This is a genomic window from Polaribacter litorisediminis, from assembly GCF_019968605.1.
Classification (GTDB): Bacteria; Bacteroidota; Bacteroidia; order Flavobacteriales; family Flavobacteriaceae; genus Polaribacter; species Polaribacter litorisediminis.
Map to the genome: position 1 here is coordinate 2,682,623 of NZ_CP082966.1, position 22,311 is coordinate 2,704,933.

The 22,311-nt window shown below is 30.9% G+C and carries 17 protein-coding genes; 5 read left to right on the plus strand and 12 right to left on the minus strand.

What is annotated here, in order from left to right:
* Positions 1-75: 75 nt before the first annotated feature.
* A complete protein-coding gene (locus K8354_RS11460; RefSeq protein ID WP_223439750.1) occupies positions 76-525 on the minus strand; it encodes a nucleoside deaminase in 450 nt (149 codons plus the stop codon).
* A gap of 56 nt (positions 526-581) precedes the next feature.
* On the opposite strand from K8354_RS11460, the gene dxs reads away from it, so the two are divergent.
* Positions 582-2,351 (plus strand): 1-deoxy-D-xylulose-5-phosphate synthase, encoded by a 1,770-nt coding sequence (gene dxs / locus K8354_RS11465; protein ID WP_223439752.1) that lies wholly within the window; start codon positions 582-584, stop codon positions 2,349-2,351.
* Positions 2,352-2,401: 50 nt separating this feature from the next.
* Here the strand turns inward: dxs and K8354_RS11470 are convergent, their stop codons facing one another.
* The 6 genes from K8354_RS11470 to K8354_RS11495 all read right to left on the minus strand — a co-directional run bounded on the left by K8354_RS11470 (position 2,402) and on the right by K8354_RS11495 (position 12,930).
* Positions 2,402-5,107, minus strand: a complete 2,706-nt coding sequence (locus K8354_RS11470) for a T9SS-dependent M36 family metallopeptidase (RefSeq protein ID WP_223439754.1) — start codon at positions 5,105-5,107, stop codon at positions 2,402-2,404.
* A gap of 520 nt (positions 5,108-5,627) precedes the next feature.
* A complete protein-coding gene (locus K8354_RS11475) occupies positions 5,628-6,962 on the minus strand; it encodes a deoxyguanosinetriphosphate triphosphohydrolase (protein WP_223439756.1) in 1,335 nt (444 codons plus the stop codon).
* Positions 6,962-8,668, minus strand: coding sequence for a Na/Pi cotransporter family protein (locus K8354_RS11480; protein ID WP_223439758.1), 1,707 nt, complete (start codon positions 8,666-8,668; stop codon positions 6,962-6,964). The genes K8354_RS11475 and K8354_RS11480 overlap by 1 nt, the downstream gene beginning before the upstream one ends.
* 170 nt (positions 8,669-8,838) lie before the next feature.
* Positions 8,839-9,510: a hypothetical protein gene (locus K8354_RS11485; RefSeq protein ID WP_223439760.1), complete on the minus strand. Its 672-nt coding sequence runs from the start codon at positions 9,508-9,510 to the stop codon at positions 8,839-8,841.
* Between the two features lie 363 nt (positions 9,511-9,873).
* Positions 9,874-11,652: a ribonucleoside-diphosphate reductase subunit alpha gene (locus tag K8354_RS11490; protein WP_223439762.1), complete on the minus strand. Its 1,779-nt coding sequence runs from the start codon at positions 11,650-11,652 to the stop codon at positions 9,874-9,876.
* A gap of 3 nt (positions 11,653-11,655) precedes the next feature.
* Complete coding sequence (locus K8354_RS11495) at positions 11,656-12,930, minus strand: ribonucleotide-diphosphate reductase subunit beta (RefSeq protein WP_223439764.1); 1,275 nt, start codon at positions 12,928-12,930, stop codon at positions 11,656-11,658.
* Between the two features lie 643 nt (positions 12,931-13,573).
* Here K8354_RS11495 and K8354_RS11500 point away from each other — a divergent pair.
* Positions 13,574-14,590, plus strand: a complete 1,017-nt coding sequence (locus K8354_RS11500) for a COX15/CtaA family protein (protein WP_223439766.1) — start codon at positions 13,574-13,576, stop codon at positions 14,588-14,590.
* Between the two features lie 176 nt (positions 14,591-14,766).
* Here K8354_RS11500 and K8354_RS11505 read toward each other — a convergent pair whose 3' ends face one another.
* Positions 14,767-15,189, minus strand: coding sequence for a molybdenum cofactor biosynthesis protein MoaE (locus K8354_RS11505; protein ID WP_223439768.1), 423 nt, complete (start codon positions 15,187-15,189; stop codon positions 14,767-14,769).
* 136 nt (positions 15,190-15,325) lie between these two features.
* On the opposite strand from K8354_RS11505, the gene K8354_RS11510 reads away from it, so the two are divergent.
* Entirely contained in the window at positions 15,326-15,601 is a 276-nt protein-coding gene (locus K8354_RS11510) for a DUF3817 domain-containing protein (RefSeq protein WP_223439770.1), read from the plus strand.
* Between the two features lie 169 nt (positions 15,602-15,770).
* Here K8354_RS11510 and K8354_RS11515 read toward each other — a convergent pair whose 3' ends face one another.
* Positions 15,771-16,013, minus strand: coding sequence for a MoaD/ThiS family protein (locus tag K8354_RS11515; protein WP_223439772.1), 243 nt, complete (start codon positions 16,011-16,013; stop codon positions 15,771-15,773).
* Between the two features lie 13 nt (positions 16,014-16,026).
* Positions 16,027-18,492, minus strand: a complete 2,466-nt coding sequence (locus K8354_RS11520) for a DUF5686 and carboxypeptidase regulatory-like domain-containing protein (RefSeq protein ID WP_223439774.1) — start codon at positions 18,490-18,492, stop codon at positions 16,027-16,029.
* A gap of 243 nt (positions 18,493-18,735) precedes the next feature.
* Here K8354_RS11520 and K8354_RS11525 point away from each other — a divergent pair, with 243 nt between their 5' ends.
* Positions 18,736-19,689, plus strand: coding sequence for a tRNA dihydrouridine synthase (locus K8354_RS11525; RefSeq protein WP_223439776.1), 954 nt, complete (start codon positions 18,736-18,738; stop codon positions 19,687-19,689).
* Position 19,690: 1 nt separating this feature from the next.
* Here the strand turns inward: K8354_RS11525 and K8354_RS11530 are convergent, their stop codons facing one another.
* Positions 19,691-20,668 carry an endonuclease/exonuclease/phosphatase family protein gene (locus tag K8354_RS11530; protein WP_223439778.1) on the minus strand — a complete coding sequence of 326 codons (978 nt, stop codon included), beginning with the start codon at positions 20,666-20,668 and terminating at the stop codon, positions 19,691-19,693.
* Between the two features lie 353 nt (positions 20,669-21,021).
* Here K8354_RS11530 and K8354_RS11535 point away from each other — a divergent pair, with 353 nt between their 5' ends.
* Entirely contained in the window at positions 21,022-21,477 is a 456-nt protein-coding gene (locus tag K8354_RS11535; protein ID WP_223439780.1) for a DUF4890 domain-containing protein, read from the plus strand.
* A 214-nt stretch (positions 21,478-21,691) separates the two neighbouring features.
* Here the strand turns inward: K8354_RS11535 and K8354_RS11540 are convergent, their stop codons facing one another.
* On the minus strand, positions 21,692-22,207 hold the full coding sequence (locus K8354_RS11540; protein ID WP_223439782.1) for a gamma carbonic anhydrase family protein: 516 nt from the start codon (positions 22,205-22,207) through the stop codon (positions 21,692-21,694).
* Between the last annotated feature and the right edge of the window lie 104 nt (positions 22,208-22,311).

The window sequence follows — 22,311 nt, forward strand, 5'->3', positions numbered from 1 at the left end:
TGGGTCAAGTTCCTTAAAACAATCTATATTACAAATTTTTTAAGAAAAATTTGTAATAATTTTAACAGTTAATCATCAATTCAGATTCCTTTTTTCAAAAAAAAATCTTTTTAAAAGTAGTGAACATTCATTTTCTAAAACTCCTGCAACAACTTTTGTTTTAGGATGTAAGGTTGTTTTTAAGTTGATAAAACCTCTCGTAGGTTCAGAAGCTCCAAAAACAATTTTATCAATTTGTGTCCAATAACTTGCGCCTGCACACATTTGACAAGGTTCTAAAGTTACATATAAAACACATTCTTTCAGATATTTACCTCCCAAAAAATCTGCAGCCGCCGTAAAAGCCTGCATTTCTGCATGGGCAGTAACATCATTCAACGTTTCCGTTAAATTATGTGCTCTTGCGATAATCTGATTCTTAAAGACTATCACAGCGCCTACTGGGATTTCTCCCTTATCAAAAGCCAATGCTGCTTCTTGATAAGCTTTTTTCATAAAATAAACATCGTCAAAAGGTAGTATCATATTTTGGAAATAAAAAATCAATATTACAAAAATTGAAATTGTATTTTTGTGATGAAATGAAAAACTTATTAAATCATATTTCAAACCCGTCTGATTTAAGAAAATTAAATCCTAATCAATTACCCCATTTAGCGGAAGAATTAAGGGCGTTTATTATTGATGTTGTGGCCACAAAAGAAGGTCATTTAGGAGCGAGTTTAGGTGTTGTGGAATTAACCATTGCGCTTCATTATTTATTTGACACTCCAAATGATTTATTAGTTTGGGATGTTGGACATCAGGCATACGGACATAAAATTTTAACGGGTAGAAAAGAAATTTTTCATACGAATAGGCAGCTAGGCGGAATTTCAGGATTTCCATCAAGAAAAGAAAGTAAATTCGATGCTTTTGGTGTTGGGCACTCCTCTACTTCTATTTCTGCAGCTTTGGGGATGGCTATTGCCTCAAATTTAAAAGGGGAAACTAACAAACATCATATTGCCGTTATTGGTGATGCCTCGATTGCCAGCGGAATGGCTTTTGAAGCGCTGAATCATGCAGGTGTTTCAAAGGCTAATTTATTAATTATTTTAAATGATAATGCCATTGGTATTGACCCCTCTGTAGGTGCTTTAAAAGAATATCTAACAAAAGTAAAAACCGACAGGAAATTAGCCACTCAAAATAATATTATAAAGGCTTTAAATTTTGATTATTATGGTCCCATTGACGGACATGATTTACCAAAACTAATCACCGAATTAGAACGATTAAAATCTGTAAAAGGTCCTAAATTTTTGCATATTATAACTACGAAAGGTAAAGGTTTAAAAAAAGCAGAAGAAGATCAAATAACGTATCACGCTCCAGGAAAATTTGATAAAATTACAGGTGAAAGAGAAAAAAAAGAAAAAAGTTTATTTACTAAATATCAAGATGTTTTTGGAAAAACTATCTTAGAACTTGCGCAAAAAAATGATAAAATTATAGGAATAACACCTGCAATGTTAACGGGTAGTTCTCTTAAATTGATGTTTCAAGAATTTCCTGAAAGAACTTTTGATGTAGGTATTGCAGAACAACATGCCGTTACTTTGGCGGCCGGCATGGCAACACAAGGTTTCATTCCGTTTTGTAATATTTATTCCACATTTTTACAGCGTGCCTATGACCAGGTCATCCATGATGTTGCTTTGCAAAAATTACCCGTTATTTTTTGTTTAGATAGAGCAGGTTTAGTCGGTGAAGATGGCCCAACGCATCATGGTGCTTTTGATATTGCTTTTTTAAGATGTATCCCTAATTTAATTATTTTTGCACCCAGAAACGAAATTGAGCTGCGTAATATTTTATACACGGCACAACTAGGATTAGAAAATCCGATTGCCATAAGATATCCTAGAGGTTTGGGTAAAATAAAAGAATGGCAGCAGCCTTTTACAAAGATAAAAATCGGAAAAGGCATCTGTCTAAAAGAAGGAACTAAAATAGCTGTTTTATCTTTTGGAACGATTGCAGATACCGTCTCTGAAGCGATTGGATCCTCAGAAAAAAAAGATACAATTGCTCATTATGATTTGCGATTTGTAAAACCTTTAGATGAAAAATTATTACATACTATTTTTAAAAAACATAAAACTATAATTACTATTGAAGATGGTGTTGTTAAAGGTGGTTTTGGAAGTGCTATTCTTGAGTTTGGTTCTAATCATAACTATAAAAATGACATAAAAGTATTAGGAATACCTGATGCATTTATTGAACATGGTAACACCTCTGAACTTCTAACCAAAATTGGATTAGATGCTGCATCTTTAAAAGTACTTGTTGATAATATAAACTAAAAAGAGACGCTTTTTTATAAGCATCTCTTTTATTGCCAATGTTTTAAACGCTAATTTATTATTATTTTTTGACTGTAATTTATGACTTCATTATTTATTTTTAATATATAAATTCCAGTACTTAAATTTTCAGTGTTTATGGTTACAGTTCCTTTTAAATCGGATTTTTGAGCATAAACTTGTCTTCCATTAATATCATATATAGCAGTGGTTGCGTTCTTAACCTCATTCGTTAAAGAAATATTAATCGATGTACTTGCTGGGTTAGGGTATATTTTAAATAATTCTAAAACATCGCCCTCCACACTTAGTGCATTATTGCAACTAAAGGTTGATAAAACATTTTCTGGTGGCATATCAAAAGCAATTGTTTGATCTGTAAAAGAGTCGGTATCTCCAGAGTCTGCGCTGTACCCTAATCCTCTTCTCGCAAATACTTCCCAAATAGCACATTGGTTGGCACCATTATAGAGGAGCTCATCTGCTGCCAAAATAGCATCTCTTGCTCCAATAAATCCAGAACTACAAGGGGTAAGCTTTAAACCTTCTATAACTAAAGCCATGGTTTTATTGTTACCTCCAGTTCCGTTATACATATCTGGATCAAAACCATAAATATTAATCATTTTCCAATGCAAATCCCACAGCATAGTTGCCCAAATAGAACCTACACCATGCACAGAAACTTCTCCATCTGGTAATGCTTGATCTTTAACCTCTTTAAAGGTAAAAGGATTCACTGCCATATCGGTTGTATATGGGTATCTTCTTATTCCATTGCCTGTTATTGCTTGTCCTGATGCAAACGTACCAACTCCTCTAACTCTTGTTTCTGTATCATCAGGATTCATAGTAATTGCCATTCCGAAATAATCAGACCAGCCTTCTCCTAGTTGTTCTTGATTATTCATACAATTAGCATTTGCACCTCCACCTATTAGTCTATTAGAGATTCCATGACCGTATTCGTGAGCTATAATGCCATTATCAAAACTGCCGTCTAAATCAATAGCCGCTAAAAACACATTAATAGTTTCAGAATTTGATAATGCCGAAATTATAAAATTACCTAATTCTTGTGTAATAGAAACTGCAGGAATAGTAATGTTTTCAGTTGCACCACCCATCCTTATAGTACCTCCAGTATTATTTACAACAATAACTCCTACTGCACCGTTATCTTGTGCTAATTTTATTTTACTTACAAAAGAACACTCTCCTCTGCTAATAACCACAATTTTACCTTCTAAATCAGCTATTGGAGCACCACTCTCTGAACAACCATTTATTGGTGTAGGCGTGTCATCGTTCATTAATACCAAATCAGCAGTAACTGGGTTTTCATTTAAAGGAGCTCCTGACCTAGCGGTATCTGACGTTCCATCAATAGTAAAATTACTGTCCGTAATCGGATATTTTCCAGCTAATGTACCTGTAGTGATATCCATTATAGCATCATCCCAAAGATACATTTGCATTCTTGGTGTAAAACCATCTGGGGGTGTTGCAAAGTTTGCATTATTTTTACCTCCAGCGTCTTGAGCGTCCGCTATAACCTCATCTCCATCCGTTGGGGGAAAGGTTAGTGGAGCTTCTCTGCCGTAATTATTTGATTGAAAATTACCAGAAACTTCATCAAATCCGTATTGATACCAGATATCATGCATTACATTATTCAGATAAAATAAATTAGTTATAGAAACATCCTTGTATGAATCTGCTGGTTTATTATTCATGTCTAATAAATAATTAAAAACTAATTCATTCCCTCCATCTGGGGCATACCCTTGGGTATCATTATCATTATCATCGTCTAATTGCGCATATACATTATTACCTCTTGTTATCGTATGCTCAGGCCCTATAACTCCATCTGTATCATGCCAGCCAAAAGGAGACGCCAATGTATTGTGAGATGCCGAAATAAGGCTTCTAGACCCATGGTTTGGACTTTCTACTGGAAGGCCAAAAACGTTATATTGTGCTCCTTCATAAAAATTTACGTTTTTTTTTATAGCTATGACTGGGCTTTGAATTGGTTGCTTAACTAGTTTTGATTCGTGATAATGTGTCCCCGTGGCGATATCAAAATTACAACTTACACCCCAATCATTTTTATCTAAAATAACACCTTTAATCGCATCAATTCTTACATTCCACCAATGAATACCATCTAATTGATAGATATTTAACAACCAAGATAATTTTACTGACCCATCTTTTAATGGTTGATACACTAATTCTACAGGAATTTTTTCTTGGGAAATACCACTTTTTGAGAAAACATAGGCACTATTTCCTTTTTCTTCTATTAATTCTAAACCTATTGGTGTTCCGAGATGCAATGCGCTAGCTACTTGAGTAATTGCTGTTTTAGGCTGTAATACTGGCGATACTGTATTAATTTTTGAAGCAAGATTTTTTACAAAAGAGTTTCTTGCAAAAATAACTTTATTATCTTTTAATGTAAAATTAGAAACTGCATTATACACCGGAATTCCTTTAAATGTCTGTTGTATGTATACATGTGTGACATTCGTTTGTTTAGAATACACTTCATTCGTTATCTTCCATTCTGTTGCATCGGCTGGGGTCAAGTTAAACTTTTCCAAATTATTAGAAAGGTATGTTTTTATAATCTTATTATGCTGTCCGAAACCTATGAAGGATAAAAAGAATACAGAAGACAATAAAAGACTCTTGATGTTATTTCTTTTAAGAATATTAAAAGTAAAGTATACTAATTGTTTTTTCATTTTTTTAAAATAAAAGTTTATAAATATTGTCTTGTAACTATTTTTGTCGTTCAATTATATCTAAAGATTCTTTTTGCTTTTTTTAAAATAAAACCTTTCAAAGTTCATACCAATAAAACTTCCTAGTTTTAATATTTTAAAACGAGACTATTTTTAAGTTCTTAAAAACAGTATTATTTTCATTCTTGAACCTCTATTCGATTTGCAAAAAAAAGTCAGTATTAAAAAAGAAAGTGAGCATAAAGCTATCGCCCTTTTTAATTCATATTTTGCTTATTCTGTTTTGTTATTCGTAAAATAAAAATATCATTGTGATTTTTAAGCTATGTTTCGAATTAATTTTTTTAAAAAGAATACAATAGCAATCACTTTTAAAGATTTGACATTATGTCTAATCGTTTTCACGATGCCTTTTATGTTTTATTGCTACATTCTTGTATGCAACGATAGCTATATAATTTTAATAATGTTTAGCGTAATTACAACTATTTCAAACAAAAATAACTAAATTACAACTTGTTTAGACTAAATTTCCTGTTAATTTTTTGTGCATTCTTATCGCGTAACTATCAGACATTCTTGCCACATACGTAGAAACTTGCATGACGCGATTATACAAACTATTGGTTTCTACCTGATATTCTTGAGGTAGTAAATTAAGGATTAGCGTATCAAAATTAGATTCAATACCTTCAAATTTATGATTGATTGCTTTTATAAAAACATCTAATAAATCTGCTATTATTTTATAACCCGCTACTTCTTTTTCTATAACCTCCTTACTTTTATAAATTTTATCAATACTTATTTTGATAATGTCGTTTATTTGTGCTTCATAGGCACATTTCTCTAACAAAGATCTATCAAAAGCACCTTCTAAAATTGATTTTTCATTCGCAAGAAAAATTTTAACGGCTTCGTCAATTAACGAGTTGATTGCAATTGCCCTCAAATAGGCAGTTCTGTCTTTGGTATGTTTTAAGGCGTAATATTTCTCTCTGTTGATACGATAAATTAATTTAGACATATACTCCAAAGCATAATCCTCATCAATTAAACCTAGATTAATGCCATCTTCAAAATCGATGATCGTGTAGCAAATATCATCCGCAGCTTCTACCAAATAAGCCAATGGATGCCTGTAAAAAGAATTGTTTTCTATAGATTTAGGTTTCATTCCTAATTCTTGAACAACATCTAAAAAGGCTTCTTTTTCTGATTGAAAAAATCCATATTTTTTATCTGCAACATGGTTGGTGGGTTTTTGGGGTAAGCTTTCTTTCGGATACTTTAAAAACGCCCCCAGCGTGGCATAACTTAAGCGCAAACCGCCAAAAATACCTTCTCTATTTTCTGTTAAAATTTTGAATCCGTTTGCATTTCCTTCAAATTCAATTAAATCTTGATATTCTTTATCTGATAATTGGTCTTTGTATTTTGCTCCATTTCCAGATTTAAAATACTCGCCAATAGCCTTTTCTCCAGAATGCCCAAAAGGCGGGTTTCCAATGTCATGTGCTACCGATGCGGTTGCAACAATGGCTCCAAAATCGTTAAAAGTATATCCCAATGCTACTAAATCAGGATGACGTTCTAACAATACTTTACCAACTCTTCTACCCAAAGTTCTACCGACCACAGAGACTTCTAAACTGTGTGTTAAACGTGTATGAACAAAATCAGTTTCTGAAAGCGGAATTACTTGTGTTTTATCTTGCAAACTTCTAAAGGCTGTTGAAAATATAATCCGATCAAAATCTACGTCAAAGCCCAAACGTGTTTCATCTTGTGCTATTCTTGGTCGTTTTTCGGTATCGCCAAAACGTTTTAAAGAGAGCAGTTGTTCCCAGTTCATTATGAATCGTTATTTTTAATTTCGTTTTCAAAGATTACATCTTTTTCTGAATATAACAATTCTGCGACCTGAATTAATTTTTTAATTAAATCACTCACATTATAATTATCGTTTACCAAAGAAGATGCCACGGCCGGAGAAATTAAATTTTTACGAATTAAATTGTCTATTGTTTTATTATTTCTATTTTTTGATAATTTTGCTTGGTGTTTTAGTGTTTTTAGCTCATTGAAATACACTTCTTTTTGATCGTGTTTTCTAAACAAGTAAATAACTCTTAAAACTGTCGCCACTTTTTTTCTAAATTTATTGTATTCCTTTTTAACCTCTTTATTTTCAGAATCTAAAAAAGCAGTAATGTTTTTCGACAAATCTCTTGTGTCTCTAATAATCTCTACCATTCTTCTATTTGCCAATTTTAATTCTGTTAAACGAATCTCTTGGGCTTGTGTCAATTTTAAAGTACTCTGCCCCAAAACAATATAATTTATTATGTCTCCGTAAATATGTTTTACTTTGCTATAATATAATTCGTTAATATCTGTTACTATTGCAGTATTTGACAATTTAACTACTTTACTAATTTTTATATTTGACTTAATATCTGTCCGATGAATACTCATACCATGGGCTACAATTTCAAAAATTGAATTTTTATACAGGTATTTTGTTTCTTCTGTTAATGATTCTATTAACGTATCAGGAAATTTTAAAACAGCTTCATTTAAATACTTTGCTTCATGAATATCTTTTATTTGTTTTTCTTTGAACAAAGTCAATAAAAAAGCTTCTAGTTTTTTTATAAAAGGAATCATCAAGAGCACACCCATAAAATTAAAAATAGTGTGAAATATGGCTAATTTTAAAGTATAATTATTTGATAAAATCCCCATTAAATCAGATAAAATATCCACAAAATTTCCTAATGGCACAATAAGAAGTAAGGCAATGATTCCTGTTGAAAAGTTAAAAATTAAATGGGCAATAGACAGTCGTTTGCCAGAGGCATTTGAGTTTATAGAGCCTAATATTGCGGTAATGGTTGTCCCTATATTTGCGCCAATCGCAATAGCTAGTGCATTTTCATATTCAATTTGACCCGCTGCTAAAGCTGTTAGAATTAAAGCCAAAGTTGCACTACTAGATTGTAAGATGGTCGTGATAACAATTCCTAAAAAGGTAAAAATGATAGCCCCTAAAAAACCCGTAACTGCAAACTGAGTTAAATCTATATGGTCTTTAAACACATCAAAACCTTCTTTCATATAATAAATCCCAAGAAAGAAGAACCCAAGACCTGCCAGCACATTTCCGATTCCTTTTAATTGATCATTCTTTTTAAAGGAAAAAACAAAACCAAATATAATCATTGGCATTGCCAAAGCAGAAATCTTTATTTTAAGTCCGAATGCAGCAATTAACCAAGCCGTGGCGGTGGTTCCTAAATTAGCACCAAAAACTAGCCCAATTCCCCCTGATAAAGAAATTAAACCCGCACTTATAAAAGAAATCGTTATAACCGTTACTAAAGAGCTAGATTGTATAAATGCTGTCACAAAAGCACCTGCAGCAATACTTTTGTATAGTTTGTTTGTTGCTTTTTTTAAAATTTTTTGCAGCGGCCCTTTCGTAAAAACTCTAAAGCCATCCTCTAACATAATCATACCAAAAAGCAAAATAGCAATCCCAGCAATTACTGTTTTCATATTCGGATTTATGAATAGAACTATTCCTAAAACGATTAAAAACAATATGAATGCGGCTTTTTTAAACATCTGTTTTGTGCTAGAATTTTAACAACAGGTCAATATATTAATTTAAAATCAAACAAAAGAGAAATCTTTCGACTTCTCTTTTTATTCAACTTTTAATTTAGTTAGGCAACATTCCAAAAATGTTTCACTTCATCACAAATCTTATACATTTTTGAAAGAATCTTTTCTGGTTTTTTTGATGCTGATACAATTGTTTCACCAAAAACATCAATTGAAAAACAAATATCTGTCAATGGCTTTGCATTATACTTTGAAGCTATTTCAGTGATATGCTTATGCAAAATTGTTGCTACCATTTTTGACTCATTTAGATCAAAAATACTTCCTTTAGACAAATGAATTTTAACACCTCCAATATATTTTTCTCCCTTGTAGTCAATTGTAAAAACAATATCTGGAGAAACTAAAACCTCAACACCATTTATAAATGTAGATTTTATAGTTCTCTTTTTAATTAAGGTTAAATCGTGATTCTTGAGAATTTCAGGGATTTCCACATTCAAAAATTTCCTCATTGCTTCCAAAGAAGACAGTTTGTTATTTATTTGTTGTGGCTTACTAACAATTCTATTTTTAAGTTTTTCAAGTCCTTGAATTATTGGCTGGTTATTTCCATTCTCTGACAAGGATTTTTTAATACATGCCCTTGGTGTCTGATACCAGCCTACTCTTAAAACAGGTGGATTTTTCGAGTCCTTAACTATTCTTCTTTTTTTCGCATCTGTTCCCTTAGAAAAATCTACTAAAGGATTAATTGAAATTTTATATTTCATTATCTTCTTTGTTTTTTGAATTATTAACTTTCAGTTTTTATTGTTAACAACTCCGTTAGCAAGTCTGAAATTAGGCAATAAGCCCAATTCTGACTTGTGATAAAATTTAGAAAAATAACTTGGCGAAGAGAATCCTATTTTGTAGTTTTGAAGCACAAAAGGGAGAGTGAGTAATCTCAAAATTCTTTTAACAAACTTTAATTTTAGCCCGGTCAGGAAAAAATTAAAAAAATTACCAAGAAGCGATATGTCCAGTATCGCTTTTTTTTATGCGTATTAGTTTTATCTCAAATAAAATATTTTAATCCATTTATATTAAAGAGAGGCATTTCTACCTCTCTCTTAATTTTTTAATTTAAAATTCTATCCTTCACAATTTAAACAATCTTTCTTTTGCTTAAATTTTTGTGCTGCATTCATACTATGTTGGTAATACATCGATTTTACTCCTAGTTTCCAAGCTGTGATGTATACATCATTTACTTGTTTTATTGGCATATCTGGGTGCACCATGATATTGATAGATTGTCCTTGATCGATATGATTTTGTCTATTTGCTGCTTGATAAACAATTACTTTTTGATCTATTTCTGAATAGGTTTTAAACACCTCTTTTTCTGCTTCTGTTAAGCAATCTAAGTGCAATACGGAACCATCATTATCTCGAATACTTCTCCAAACATCCCCTGTATTAAATCCTTTTTGTTCTAATAACTTTTCTAATATAGGGTTCTTAATCGTAGTTTTTATCTTTGCAATATCCTTCACATAAATATTAGACCAAATTGGCTCAATACCCTGAGAAACTTGACCTAAAATAAATGCTGAAGATGTTGTTGGAGCTATCGCATTTAGCGTTGTATTGCGTCTTCCGTATCCTTTTAATACGGCTGGTTCACCATACATTTTCGCCATTTCTTCGGATGCTTTGTATGATTTTTCTTTGATCAACTTAAAAATCTCCGTGTTTAGTGAATATGCCTCTTGGCTATCGAATGCAAGCATTTTAGACTGTAATAATGAGTGCCAACCCAAAGCTCCTAAACCTAATGCTCTGTTCTCTTTTGCAAAATTATAAGCTTTTTCCATAAAACGAAATGTAAACTGATCGTCTCTGTCTGGTGATTCTTTAAATACTTCTAATTTTGTAATAAATTCCTGCATTACAGCATCTAAAAAGTAAGCAAGGGTTTCTACTGCATCCGTATCTTTCCAAGCATCGTAATGCATCAAATTAATTGAAGATAAACAACAAACAAAAGACCAATCTTCATTAGAAGGCAACATGATTTCAGTACACAAGTTACTTGCGTAAATTTCATGCTTTTTATCTTTGTAAACATCTACTGTTCCGTTATTTGCATTGTCTCTAAAAAGAATATACGGATAGCCTATTTCTCCTCTTCGTTGTAATATTTTTGCCCAAATACTTCTTTTTTCTACATCACCATCAATCATTTCCTGCATCCACTGGTCACCTACCGTAACACCATGTGTTAATTCTTGAATTGGATTCCCCTCTGTTCCTATTTCTAAAAACTCCTTAATATCTGCGTGATCTATTGGCAAATATGGAGAAAAACGGCCTCTTCTTACAGAACCCTGACTCACAACATCCACCATTTTTTCAAACAATTGCATAATATGAACAGACCCAGATGATGAACCATTATTTTTAACATCTGCACCTCTTTGACGTAATTTACCAAAATAACCAGAAGTTCCTCCACCTAGTTTAGACATCATGCCAACTTCTGATTGTGAGAATAAAATATCTCCCATATCATCTGCTACATGTGAACCAAAACAACTAATAGGCAACCCTCTTTTTTTACCAAAATTAGACCATACTGGTGAGGCTAAAGAGTAATAACCCGCGGCCATATATTTATAAAACTTATCAGAAAACCCTTTAATTTTTAAAATATCTTCCGCATTATCCGCTATTTCACGAATTCTTTCTTCTGGAGTTGTTTTCCCTGTTAAATAACCAGATTCTAAAAATTTGCGACTATTTTCTGTTAGCCAGGTCATTTCAGGTTCTTTCTTTTTTTCAAGCATTTCTTTCCTGGCTGCATTGGCTGCTTGAATTAATCTTTCGTGTTCGGTAAGCGCTGTGGTATCTAAAATGTTCTGGTTCATAATTTAAAATAAGTCATCACTAGTTATACTTTTGGTTCTTTTACTGTAATTAATAGATCTTTTTACAAAGAAATCTCCGTGTTTGGTGCCTATAATTTCATCATCAAACCAATCTGTTTGCGATAATAAGGCTTGATCAACCTCGAATATTTTTGCAAGACCGATGCTTGATAAAGAGTTATTAAATCTATTTTTTATAAATTCTTTGATGACGTTTTTTGGTAAGAAATCTAATTCTCCTTTTTCAAATATCCAGTCGATTATTTTACTTTCAGAGAGAAAAGCTTCTTTACAGGTTTCTTGAATCATTAAACCATGATCTTCATCAAACCAATCTGGATTTTCTTCTTTTATAATTTTGATAACATCAATACCAAAATCACCATGAATTTGCTCTTCTTTAGATGTTGCTTCCACAACATTTGAAATTCCTTTTAATACATTTTTATGCTTATTAAAGGCCATGATAATTAAGAACTGAGAAAACAAAGAAACATGTTCTATAAATAAAGAAAATAGAATAATAGATTCCGAAAAATCTTTATTTTCTTCGCTTCGTACGTTTTTTAATGCGCCTTCTAAATAATTAACACGTCGCATCATAACTGGATTCTTCTTCAAGTTTTTAAACTCGTTATTCAATCCCAAAATTTCTAACAAATGAGAATATGCATCGTGATGGCGTACTTCACTTTCAGAAAAGGTAGCACCTACAGCGCCTATTTCTGGTTTTGGCATTCTTTTATGAATATCACCCCAAAAAGTCTTTACAGCTACCTCTATTTGAGAGATTGCTAACATGGTGTTTTTTATAGCACTTCTTTCTACATCACTTAAATGCGCCTTAAAATCTTGAATATCACTAGTATAATTGAATTCTGTATGAATCCAATACGAATGCCTAATTGCATCTACATATTCATGCAAAGCAGGATAATCATAAGGTTTTAAATTTACTCTTTTTTCAAAAATATTCTTTTTTCTATTTCTTGTTTGCTCATTTCTATATAAAATATAAGCTTTCGCCACATCATGAAAAGGGCTGTCCATTAACTTGTACTCTACGATATCTTGAACTTGTTCAACTGTGGGAATATAATCAGGTTCATTCAATTTCCTTTCTAATAAAGTACCATTCACAATGTTCGTAATTGCAATTGCATCTCGCTTTGTGCCATTATTTACAGAAAGCATGGCTTTTTCAATGGCTTTTGTAATTTTGTCTAATTCGAAAGGGCTCGTTTCGGAGTCTCTTTTTATGATTTGAGTAATTTCCACAGTAGTCTAAGGTTATTTAAATGTTAATAATCGGGGTTAACAAAGATTGGTTTTTTTACTAGAAAAAGCAATCCATACTTATTCACAAAACCCTTGAAGTTTTTAACAAAATGGTGATTTACCCGAATTTTACCTTGAAAATAAAAAATTTTAAACACCTAATTGTCAATTACTTAAAATTAAAAAAACGCTACAACCACCATTTTCATTGACATTCCTAAAACACGGATTTACATTTTTTATTCCTCCATTTATTTTTTTTGATATCGCTTCTTTTAATAATAGGAGTTATCATCGATGCGTTAAACAAAACTGAATTTTTAAATAATTTATCAAAAGAAATCACTTTTTATATCCTTCTATACAATTGTAAACTTTGATTATATATCAGCATAAAAAAGTTGATGAGATTATTCAACAAGTCTAAATAATTCAATTTTACATCAAAATAGGATTTAAAAACGTTTTATTTCACAACCAAATCAACTATAATTAACCTTCCTAGAGAGACGAAAAAAAGTTAGAGCGCAGAGATTATTATGATCCTTTAATACTATTTAGATTTTTTTTACATAACAACAAGTCATTTAAAATATTTTAAGCGACTTTTTTTTGCCGTATTTTTGCAAAAAGTTTATTTCGGATGAAAAAAAGGTTTCCAAAAATTGTTCAGTATGCAATTATTTCTCTTTATTTAATTTTTTTAGCAGGTGCAATTGTTAGAATGACGGGTTCTGGAATGGGTTGTCCCGATTGGCCTAAATGTTTCGGCTATTACATTCCGCCAACATCCGAAGATCAAATAACATGGAAACCGAATACTGAATTTAAAAAAGGCTTTATCATTATAAAAGACGAAGTGCTATTTGTTGCTGAAAAAGATGTAAAAACTTCTATTGAATTTAATGCAAAAAATTGGAAAGAATATACCAAACACGATTATAACAAATTTAATAAATTCCATACTTGGACAGAGTACATCAATCGGTTAGTTTCTGTACTAGCTGGATTTGTATTTTTGTTCTTAATCTATGCATCCACGAAATTTTGGAGTGAAAATAAAACGATTCCACTGCTCTCTTTTGGTGCATTTCTCTTAATGCTTTTTGAAGCTTGGTTAGGAAAAACAGTTGTTGACACCAATTTAACCCCAGAAATTATTACCATTCACATGGTGGTTGGTTTAATTATTATTGGAATTTTATTAAAGTTAAAGTTTATCGTTACTGACCACAAAAAAATATTCAGGTACAATTCACTTTTTAATAAATTACTCATTATTTCCGTTATCTTTTCTTTAGTGCAAATTGCAATGGGAACTCAGGTAAGACAATTTATAGATGAACAAGTAAAACAATTTGGTTTTGAAAATAAAAACTATAGCTTGATGAATCCTAGTTTTAAATTCTACTTTCATAGATCTTTTACCATTGCTATAGTGCTGGTAAACTTCGGATTGTTTTACATCAATCAAATTAAGAATTTGGGCTATAAACTAGTAAATTGGATTGTTTTCTTGATATTTTTAGAGACCATTACTGGAATTTTAATGTATTATGCAGAGTTTCCGATAGGAACACAAGCCATCCATTTATTATCTGGAGCTCTTTTATTCGGCCTACAATTTTATTTATGGTTGCAAAATCGTTCTGCCAAATAAGTACACCATTTATCATTTGAAAGTACTCTAATCATTAAAGAGTCGAGAAAATTAAGACACACCTTTAAGTAGCAACGAAAAAGATACTTTTTAAGATAATTTATGTGATTTGATAAAAAGGTGTTTGTTCCTGATTTTTCATCTAAATGACAAAAAATTGAAGTTAAAAAATAAAACTACGGATGTGCATTTACCCAAATTTCACCATCCGAAAAATGTTCTTTTTTCCAGATAGGAACTGTTTTCTTTAAAGTGTCTATTGCGAATTCACAAGCCAAAAAAGCTGCTTTTCTATGTTTTGCAGATGCCGTAATAATCACCGGAATTGCTCCAATTTTCAGCATTCCTTCTGCATGATGAATTGCTATTTTTTTAATATCGAATTGTTCTAAAGCTAGGTGCGCAATTTTTTCCATTTCTTTCATAGCCATCGGTTTGTAAGTAGAGAAATCTAACCGCGTAACTTTTTTTCCTTGGGTATCGTTTCTTACGGTACCTATAAAGGCAGAAATTCCGCCACAAGCATCATCTTCTACAAAATGGTAACACTCTTGCAAGTCGAGTTTTTCTGATGTAATTTTTATAAAAGTTCTTTGCATAACTCAACAAAAATAGTGAAACATATTTGTATTTTTGCAAAAATAAATAAAACGTCTTTACAAGGAGTTTTAGTAGAAATAATCTCTGTTTATAATTAGATTGTTTGGTAAACTAGCAAAGGCAAAAATCAATTTTATGAAAAATATCTTTAGGATTATTAGCTTTTTAGAAGGAATTTCTTATTTACTCTTACTTTTTATTGCAGTGCCAATTAAATACCTTCAAGGAGATGCCTCATATGTAAAAATGTTAGGGATGCCGCACGGAATTTTATTTATGCTCTATATTGTTTTGGCAATTGTTATTCAAAAACAAATGTCATGGAATCTAAAAACTATAGGAATTGTTTTTCTTGCTTCCATTATACCTTTGGGCACTTTTTATGTTGATAAAAAATATTTACAAGATTAGTTGATAAGCCAATCAAATAGATTCGCACACAAAGCCCAAAAATAGTATTCAACCGACATTCTTAGAAAAAGTTTCAATACATTTTTTCATAAAAAGAAGATCACTAATGCTTTTTTCTCAACATGCTTTTTTGAGAATAGTTTGTAAATAAATGATTAAGGTAAACTTTTTAACCACCACTTACAGGCGGAATTATAGCCACTACATCACTTTCTTTTAAAATACTTGCAGCAGTTGCATATTCTTCATTTATAGCAATTGCATAGGAGTTGATCTTTTCTAATTGTGAAAATTTATCTTTTAAAACGGTTTTAAAACTTGCTATTGAGCAGTTTTGCTCAACTTCCATTTGCAATTGAGAAGCCCCTACTAAATCTGTTGTAATTCCGAAAAACAAAACGCTTATTTTCATAGTTCAAAAATAGTTAAAACAAACTTGCTCTAAAGACAAATCCGGTTTCTTTTATATCACCATAATGCGCATTTACATATTCGAAACGTAAAAATCGATATTTACCAAAACCTATGTTTGCCAGACCGATAGAATATTCTGTGTAGGGTTTGTTATCTGCCATAAACAGTACTTTTCCGCCACCAACTAAATGAAAATTCAACTTATTTATGAACGGAATTTTACCCAAAAGTGCACCTCTAAAATTATGTTCGACATGCATTTCTGCATATTTATCATTTGTATAATATTTATAATACTCTAACAAATTAAAGCTATTTAAGTCAATATCTATTGGAAACCATAACTGATTTCCATTCGGTTGAATATTATCCATAAACGCAATATTTTTCTTTTCTAAAAAAGCACCTCCACGAATATGGTATGCGAAATCACCATAATTCCCGGCTTTTAAATTTTGTCGAATATTCACAATGAACAAATCTGAATTTAATTCTGATCTATCGGCACCAAACCTTTTTCTATAATTTACATTTATTGTTGGATATTTATTATTTCCATTAGTAGATTTTCTATCGGGATAAGACAAATATTTTTGACCAAACACAAAAGTAGCTCCTATATTTAAAGTTGCAATGGAATGTTCTGTAAAAGCACTGGTTGTAAAATTTTCTGGATCTAAAGGATTGTTAGACCAATAACCCGTACTACCCTCTTTTATAAAAGCATAGTTTGTAGTATTAAAAAGTGGTGTTCTTTTTGCATATTCTAAAGAACTTGTAAAATATACACCATTTCTAATTTCTTCAGAATACTGAATTTTAGCAAAAGTTCTATCAAAAATTTTCATGTAATTATTTCTATAAAGTAAAGAAGCGATGGTATTATTCAACTTAAAAATCGGTTCTCTCTCATTAAATTGTGTTGTTTCCACTCCTCCTGAAATATATAATCTTGGTCTTGAGAAATTATTCCATTTTTTTGAAAAGAAAAAAGTAGGTCTTAAGCGTTTATCAGAAAACCCATAATTCGCATTAATTCCTGCATTCCACCATTTACCTACTTCATTAATTTGTTTAAAATAACTAAAACCAGCAGAAGTATTTACTCCTTGAACCGTATTAAAACCAGTTTTTAACAAAGGACCATTATAAGAAAAAGATTTTTTTTCATAAGAATTTCTATAAGTATAGCCCTTTATAGGATCTAACCATTTAAATTTATTTCCTTTTGCATCTACAGAATCTAAATATTTTTTAGATTTCCGAATCACTTTAATACTATCTTTTACTTGATAATCTGTAATTTCTTCTTGGGTAAGTGGCACGGGCCTTAATTCATTCCAGAAAACAGAATCTTTTTTTGTTGCATTTTTTTCAAAAGACAGCACTTCATTGGTAAAAGTATCCTCTGTAAAGTTAGGTTTAAAATTATAATCTGAATAGACATAAGAAAACTTTCCATTGGGTTTAAAACCTAAAAACTTCACATCGAAATCTATGGTTTGACTTATTAAAACCCAACCTGCTATTTCTTCAGAATAATTATACCCCTGTTTTAACTTTAAAGAATTTACAACAGGTATATTTACCTGAACACCCGTGGTTGTAACATCCGCCCCGTACAACGCCCAGTCATCTTCTACGATGTAAATAAAACCATCAAAAACTCTATCATTTTTCCGTTTCGGAATTAATTTAATTTTATTAATTAGCTTACCATTCTTCTCATAAAATGTTCCAACTAATTTATACTTGTAATAACTAAATGCATTGGTAGAAATTGGCGAAACCAAATCGTTAAAAACAGGCAAACTATTTTCATACAAATCTAAATTAGAATCTTCTGCTCTATTAAAACTGACACCATTATCTTCACCAGAAACTTTAGAAGCGACTATTTTTTCTTTGAATTTTTTAGGTTTTTTTTGAAAAGAAATATTAGAAAATGTTTCCGATAAATAAATAATACCTGTTCTGGTAGAATCTAAACCTCCACCAAAATCTCCAGTACTTTGTCCCAAAAAACTCTCAGGGGCATCCTTAATTCTTGTTAATCCTCTAGAGTAAAATTTAGCCGTATAATTGGCTAATTTGTCTGTATTTTTATCTTTGTTGGCAATTACATTTCTAATAATATTATTTGCAGGATTATCTTTTGTAGAAATAGAAATCCCATCCAATTTTATATTTTCTTCTTCCAATTCTGCATTTAACTCAAAAGGAAAAGAAGTAATATTTATTTCTTTTTTTAGCGTTTTAAAGCCTAAAAACTGAAAAACAATGGTGTGTAAACCTTTTTTTTTCAATTCTAAAAAATAATCACCATTATCATTAGACGTAGTACCTGTAACCGTTTTATCTAAATAAACACTCACAAACGAAAGTGGATCACCATTTTTATCTGTAATTCTCCCTTTTACTTGTGCTAAAATTGATGTAGATATTAGAATTAATAATAGAAAAATATTTCTTCTCATAATTTGGGTTTCCTTTTTTATACGCAAACATAAAGTTTATGTTACAAGTAAATGTTTAATATTTGTTAAACAGATTACGATACTCTTTGCTTTAAGACGATACAAACTTAAAAACGTTACTTAGATAAAAAAAGTTACACTTACTATTTTAATTTTTAAATAAAAACGAAATACCATTGATAAAAACTAATTCGTATTACTAAATTTACAATTAAAAAAAAACAATACCCATATCCATTTTTGATGAACCAAACACTCCTATCTTCTCCTCTGCAAGGATTTACAGATTATAAATTTAGAAATGCTTTTAATCAATTCTTTGGAGGAATCGACACTTTTTATTCGCCGTATATTCGACTTAATGGAAAATTAATCATTAAAAACTCGTATCAAAAAGATATTCTTCCAGAAAACAATACCGAATTAGAGGTGATTCCTCAAATTATCACCAATGATGTGGATGAATTTTTATTTGTTTCTAAATATGTGCAAGAATTAGGATACAAAGAATTAAATTGGAATTTAGGTTGTCCCTACCCGATGGTTACGAAACGCGGAATGGGTTCTGGATTGATCAGCGATTCCGAAAAAATAAATAGTATTCTTCATAAAATTCATAACGAATCTGATATTCTCGTTTCTATGAAAATGAGGATGGGTTATGATACTCCTGAAGAAATTTTGGATGTATTACCCATTTTAGACACCTATCCTTTAAAAAATATTGCCATTCACGCTAGGATAGGAAAACAATTGTACAAAGGAGGTACAAATTTAGAAGCATTTCAAAAGTGTTTAGACAACACCAAACACAAACTGTATTATAACGGTGATATTACTTCCGTGGCAGCTTTTAAAAAACTACAAGAACAATTTACTACGATAGATCATTGGATGATTGGAAGAGGATTAATTGCAGATCCTTTTTTACCAAGCATGATAAAAAATAACACCACTGAATATCCACAAAACAGATTTGATATTTTTCAAGAATTTCATGAACGAATCTATACGGAATACGATGCAGCGCTTTCTGGACCAACACCAATTAAAATGAAAATGCTTGGTTTTTGGGAATACTTTTCTAAAAGCTTTTCAAATCCTCAAAAAACCTATAAAAAAATAAAAAAAGCACAAAATGCAAAAGTATATGCCATTGCCGTTCAAGAGATTTTTAAAGAAGCAAAGAATGGTTAATTTACTTCAATTTAAACTCCATAAAAACAGGCAAATGATCTGAAGCTTGCTCAAAATCATTCAACACTTTTCCTGAAATATATTCAATAGAATTTTTGGTATAAAAAATATAATCTATCCTTTCATAAGGATCTTTTGTATCGAAGGTATTACTTAGATTACGGATATCAAAAGCCGCATTTCCAATATCTTTCATGGCAAATATTTTTTGAACAACTGCATTTTCGTCCCGAGCTTTTGCATTAAAATCGCCTAATAAAATAGTGGGATACTTGTCTTTATACTGATTAAAAATCTTTAATACTTCTTGAAATTGCCGCACTCTTGTTTCTTTTTCAAAAGCTTCTAAATGAATATTTATCAACACAACATCTTTACCATTTAAAACAACCTTTACAACTTGGGCTAAACGATCTAAATAAAAAGCATCTCTATAAAAAGGAGCATCTGCAACTCTTGGTAAAACAATTCTTTGCTGCTCTTTTAAAGGATATTTGCTAATAATAGATTGGCCAGAAACCACTTTACCAAAATGCATACTTACAGGCCAATAAGGAAAAGGTAAATAACGCTCATCCCAATTAATGGCTTTTGCTCTAAAAGGATAGCCTAAATTAGCAATTTCTTCTTCTTGATTTATATGATAACTTCTAGATGCATCATAATCTATTTCTTGAAAAGAAATAATATCTGGATGTATTTCTTTCGTTTCTTCTAAAACTTTTTGTAGATTTTTATCAAATAATTCTTTTGATTTTGCGACGGGAAGATTATTTGTCATCCCACTTAAATAACCAATATTATACGTTACAATACTAAAGATCGAATCATTTTCTAGCAGTATATCATTTTCAACAATTGTTAGTTTGGTATATTCATTTTCTTTTAAAGTTGATGAGGAAGCCCAAAAAAAGAAAATCAGAAAGGCAACTGCCAATAATAAAAAAAATTGAGAAAGGTATTTTAAGAAGCGTTTCATAAGTTCTTTTTTTTGCTTGTATTTACTAAATTCTACTATTCTATTTTGAACAGAAATATCTATTTTTAAGGATCTGAATGATTCTTTAAATCTAATGATTTTTTTGAGAAATCCAGTATTTCTAGTGCAAATAAATAATTATAAATTGAAGTAAAATCACCCAAGTTTTTACTTTAATTTATAATTCATATCGGCTACCTAATTTTTATTTTAAATTAAAATTCCCTGATAACTTCGGGTGTATTTTATGAATTAAGAAATGTTAAAAAACCGTTAATCAGACATATAATTTAAACCTTTTTCTTTTTTAAATGTCAAAGAAGCGTAAACAATTAACAATAATAATTTATATCATGAAAAAAGTAGCAAGCATTTTAGTATTCATATTCGTATGTACTTTAACCACTCAAGCACAGAAAAAAAGAAGAGATAATAGACCTCAATTATCCGTTAAGCAGCAAACGGAATTGGCTGTAAAACAAATGACTTTAGCTTTAGATTTATCGGAAAAACAACAGGATCAAGTAGCGCCTTTAATTCAGGCACAAGTAGCTGCGAAAAAAGAGGCTATGACTAAAAGGAAAGCGATGCAAGAAAGCAATACGAAACCTTCATCTGACGAAATTTATGAAATGAGAAGCAAAATGTTAGACAATCAAATTGCTTTTAAGAACAAGATGAAAGATATCTTAAATAAAGAACAATTTGAGCAGTTTCAAAAAATGAAAAAAGCAAGAAAAATGAGAGGGATGAGAGGAATTAGAGAAATAAAGAAAAGAAAAATAGCTAAAGAAGAAAAAAAATGGTAACATAAATACTACCTTTTATACTCTTGGTTATTTGAAATAAAAGGCATTTGTTTTGGTTGATTAATTTTTTTAAAAAAATCCGATTTCTTAATTGATATCGGATTTTTGTATAAATGACGAATTTGCGTTAGCGATTGAACGGCATGTTTGAGCTCTTTTTTGTTTTTTAAAAAAAGCGAGTAGTGAAAGCGCGACCTTGTGTAACGCCCAAATTTTACTCTTTAAACCAACTAGAATATTTTACATAATTATTCGCGATTCTGTCTATTTCCCCAGAAATTAATGCTTGTGAAATGTCTTTAACTTTTTTAGCAGGAACTCCTGCATAAATGCTTCCGCTTTCTACTTTGGTATTTTTGGTGACCACGGCTCCGGCTGCAATAATTGAGTTCGATTCAATAATACAATCATCCATAATGATAGACCCCATTCCTACCAAAACATTGTCATGAATTGTGCAACCATGTACAATTGCATTGTGCCCAATAGAAACATTATTACCAATGGTTGTGGGCGATTTTAAGTAGGTTGCGTGAATTACAGCACCATCTTGAATGTTTACTTTATTGCCAATTTTAATATAATGCACATCGCCTCTAATGACCGCATTATACCAAATACTGCATTCTTTACCCAAGGAAACTTCTCCAAGAATAGTTGCGTTTTCTGCCACAAAACAATCTTCTGGAATTTGTGGATGTTTTCCGTTTACCTGCTTAATAATTGGCATCTTTTTTAATTTTTTAAGTGAAATTTATTACTCAGTAAATGTAAAGATTAAATAAAAACATTTTCATAAAATTGGTTTAAAAAATATTCCATTCGAGGTACCAT